Source organism: Halobacillus sp. 12SKB (assembly GCF_052941655.1).
In genome coordinates, this window is sequence record NZ_JBRFWR010000002.1 from 1 (window position 1) to 3,090 (window position 3,090).

Sequence of the window (3,090 nt, forward strand, 5' to 3'; positions counted from 1 at the left end):
ACTCACGACGATGTTTTTTTTGGTACCTTTTTTTTCACCGGAAAGGACCCGTAAAGTGATAATGATTATCATCTACATATCACAACGTGCGTGGAGGCCATCAAACCACGTCAAATAATCAATTATGACGCAGGTATCGTATTAATTGATCTGCATCAACTTAACGTAAAAACAACTTCAGACAATACAAATCAGCGACACTGAATACGGGGCAACCTCATGTCAACGAAGAACAGAACCCGCAGAACAACAACCCGCAACATCCGCTTTCCTAACCAAATGATTGAACAAATTAACATCGCTCTTGAGCAAAAAGGGTCCGGGAATTTCTCAGCCTGGGTCATTGAAGCCTGCCGTCGGAGACTAACGTCAGAAAAGAGAGCATATACATCAATTAAAAGTGATGAAGAATGAACATCCCGCGTTCTTCCCTCCGAACAGGACGATATTGTAAATTCACTTAATTACGAGGGCATTGCAGTAATTGAGTTGCAGTTTTACCACTTTCCTGACAGTGACAGACTGCGTGTTGGCTCTGTCACAGACTAAATAGTTTGAATGATTAGCAGTTATGGTGATCAGTCAACCACCAGGGAATAATCCTTCATATTATTATCGTGCTTCACCAACGCTGCCTCAATTGCTCTGAATGCTTCCAGAGACACCTTATGTTCTATACATGCAATTACAACATCAGGGTAACTCATAGAAATGGTGCTATTAAGCATATTTTTTACACGAATCAGATCCACGGAGGGATCATCAGCAGATTGTTCTTTATTCATTTTGTCGCTCCATGCGCTTGCTCTTCATCTAGCGGTTAAAATATTACTTCAAATCTTTCTGTATGAAGATTTGAGCACGTTGGCCTTACATACATCTGTCGGTTGTATTTCCCTCCAGAATGCCAGCAGGACCGCACTTTGTTACGCAACCAATACTATTAAGTGAAAACATTCCTAATATTTGACATAAATCATCAACAAAACACAAGGAGGTCAGACCAGATTGAAACGATAAAAACGATAATGCAAACTACGCGCCCTCGTATCACATGGAAGGTTTTACCAATGGCTCAGGTTGCCATTTTTAAAGAAATATTCGATCAAGTGCGAAAAGATTTAGACTGTGAATTGTTTTATTCTGAACTAAAACGTCACAACGTCTCACATTATATTTACTATCTAGCCACAGATAATATTCACATCGTGTTAGAAAACGATAACACCGTGTTAATAAAAGGACTTAAAAAGGTTGTAAATGTTAAATTCTCAAGAAACACGCATCTTATAGAAACGTCCTATGATAGGTTGAAATCAAGAGAAATCACATTTCAGCAATACAGGGAAAATCTTGCTAAAGCAGGAGTTTTCCGATGGGTTACAAATATCCATGAACATAAAAGATATTACTATACCTTTGATAATTCATTACTATTTACTGAGAGCATTCAGAACACTACACAAATCTTTCCACGCTAAATCATAACGTCCGGTTTCTTCCGTGTCAGCACCGGGGCGTTGGCATAATGCAATACGTGTACGCGCTAAACCCTGTGTGCATCGTTTTAATTATTCCCGGACACTCCCGCAGAGAAGTTCCCCGTCAGGGCTGTGGACATAGTTAATCCGGGAATACAATGACGATTCATCGCACCTGACATACATTAATAAATATTAACAATATGAAATTTCAACTCATTGTTTAGGGTTTGTTTAATTTTCTACACATACGATTCTGCGAACTTCAAAAAGCATCGGGAATAACACCATGAAAAAAATGCTACTCGCTACTGCGCTGGCCCTGCTTATTACAGGATGTGCTCAACAGACGTTTACTGTTCAAAACAAACCGGCAGCAGTAGCACCAAAGGAAACCATCACCCATCATTTCTTCGTTTCTGGAATTGGGCAGAAGAAAACTGTCGATGCAGCCAAAATTTGTGGCGGCGCAGAAAATGTTGTTAAAACAGAAACCCAGCAAACATTCGTAAATGGATTGCTCGGTTTTATTACTTTAGGCATTTATACTCCGCTGGAAGCGCGTGTGTATTGCTCACAATAATTGCATGAGTTGCCCATCGATATGGGCAACTCTATCTGCACTGCTCATTAATATACTTCTGGGTTCCTTCCAGTTGTTTTTGCATAGTGATCAGCCTCTCTCTGAGGGTGAAATAATCCCGTTCAGCGGTGTCTGCCAGTCGGGGGGAGGCTGCATTATCCACGCCGGAGGCGGTGGTGGCTTCACGCACTGACTGACAGACTGCTTTGATGTGCAACCGACGACGACCAGCGGCAACATCATCACGCAGAGCATCATTTTCAGCTTTAGCATCAGCTAACTCCTTCGTGTATTTTGCATCGAGCGCAGCAACATCACGCTGACGCATCTGCATGTCAGTAATTGCCGCGTTCGCCAGCTTCAGTTCTCTGGCATTTTTGTCGCGCTGGGCTTTGTAGGTAATGGCGTTATCACGGTAATGATTAACAGCCCATGACAGGCAGACGATGATGCAGATAACCAGAGCGGAGATAATCGCGGTGACTCTGCTCATACATCAATCTCTCTGACCGTTCCGCCCGCTTCTTTGAATTTTGCAATCAGGCTGTCAGCCTTATGCTCGAACTGACCATAACCAGCGCCCGGCAGTGAAGCCCAGATATTGCTGCAACGGTCGATTGCCTGACGGATATCACCACGATCAATCATAGGTAAAGCGCCACGCTCCTTAATCTGCTGCAATGCCACAGCGTCCTGACTTTTCGGAGAGAAGTCTTTCAGGCCAAGCTGCTTGCGGTAGGCATCCCACCAACGGGAAAGAAGCTGGTAGCGTCCGGCGCCTGTTGATTTGAGTTTTGGGTTTAGCGTGACAAGTTTGCGAGGGTGATCGGAGTAATCAGTAAATAGCTCTCCGCCTACAATGACGTCATAACCATGATTTCTGGTTTTCTGACGTCCGTTATCAGTTCCCTCCGACCACGCCAGCATATCGAGGAACGCCTTACGTTGATTATTGATTTCTTAGGTGCTGTTCGGATTCTATCGTGTTTCCCTATTAACCTTAGCAATACGTAACTGAACGAAGTA

6 protein-coding genes are annotated in these 3,090 nt (G+C 43.2%); 3 read left to right on the forward strand and 3 right to left on the reverse strand.

Translation table 11 applies throughout. The annotated features are described in order from the left end of the window. The first annotated feature begins 219 nt into the window (after positions 1–219). A complete protein-coding gene (locus tag ACQ4XT_RS20500) occupies positions 220–414 on the forward strand; it encodes a YlcI/YnfO family protein (protein WP_001421937.1) in 195 nt (64 codons plus the stop codon). 164 nt (positions 415–578) lie between these two features. Here the strand turns inward: ACQ4XT_RS20500 and ybcW are convergent, their stop codons facing one another. Then, positions 579–785: a protein YbcW gene (ybcW, locus tag ACQ4XT_RS20505; protein ID WP_001031427.1), complete on the reverse strand. Its 207-nt coding sequence runs from the start codon at positions 783–785 to the stop codon at positions 579–581. A gap of 285 nt (positions 786–1,070) precedes the next feature. On the opposite strand from ybcW, the gene ACQ4XT_RS20510 reads away from it, so the two are divergent. Beyond that, positions 1,071–1,481 carry a DUF1398 domain-containing protein gene (locus ACQ4XT_RS20510; protein ID WP_012775990.1) on the forward strand — a complete coding sequence of 137 codons (411 nt, stop codon included), beginning with the start codon at positions 1,071–1,073 and terminating at the stop codon, positions 1,479–1,481. 289 nt (positions 1,482–1,770) lie between these two features. Beyond that, on the forward strand, positions 1,771–2,064 hold the full coding sequence (gene bor / locus ACQ4XT_RS20515) for a serum resistance lipoprotein Bor (RefSeq protein ID WP_000738492.1): 294 nt from the start codon (positions 1,771–1,773) through the stop codon (positions 2,062–2,064). A 31-nt stretch (positions 2,065–2,095) separates the two neighbouring features. On the opposite strand, the gene rzpD is transcribed toward bor, so the two are convergent. Together rzpD and ACQ4XT_RS20525 are read right to left on the reverse strand one after the other, a co-directional pair. Next, positions 2,096–2,557: a prophage endopeptidase RzpD gene (gene rzpD / locus ACQ4XT_RS20520; RefSeq protein WP_000092275.1), complete on the reverse strand. Its 462-nt coding sequence runs from the start codon at positions 2,555–2,557 to the stop codon at positions 2,096–2,098. After that, entirely contained in the window at positions 2,554–3,021 is a 468-nt protein-coding gene (locus ACQ4XT_RS20525) for a glycoside hydrolase family 24 protein (protein ID WP_249532048.1), read from the reverse strand. The genes rzpD and ACQ4XT_RS20525 overlap by 4 nt, the downstream gene beginning before the upstream one ends. Positions 3,022–3,090 lie beyond the last annotated feature (69 nt).

Coding starts and splice junctions, on each gene's coding strand:
- ACQ4XT_RS20510 (WP_012775990.1), top strand. CDS start 1,071: ATGGCTCAGGTTGCCATTTTTAAAGAAATATTCGATCAAGTGCGAAAA.
- ybcW (WP_001031427.1), bottom strand. CDS start 785: ATGAATAAAGAACAATCTGCTGATGATCCCTCCGTGGATCTGATTCGT.
- ACQ4XT_RS20500 (WP_001421937.1), top strand. CDS start 220: ATGTCAACGAAGAACAGAACCCGCAGAACAACAACCCGCAACATCCGC.
- bor (WP_000738492.1), top strand. CDS start 1,771: ATGAAAAAAATGCTACTCGCTACTGCGCTGGCCCTGCTTATTACAGGA.
- rzpD (WP_000092275.1), bottom strand. CDS start 2,557: ATGAGCAGAGTCACCGCGATTATCTCCGCTCTGGTTATCTGCATCATC.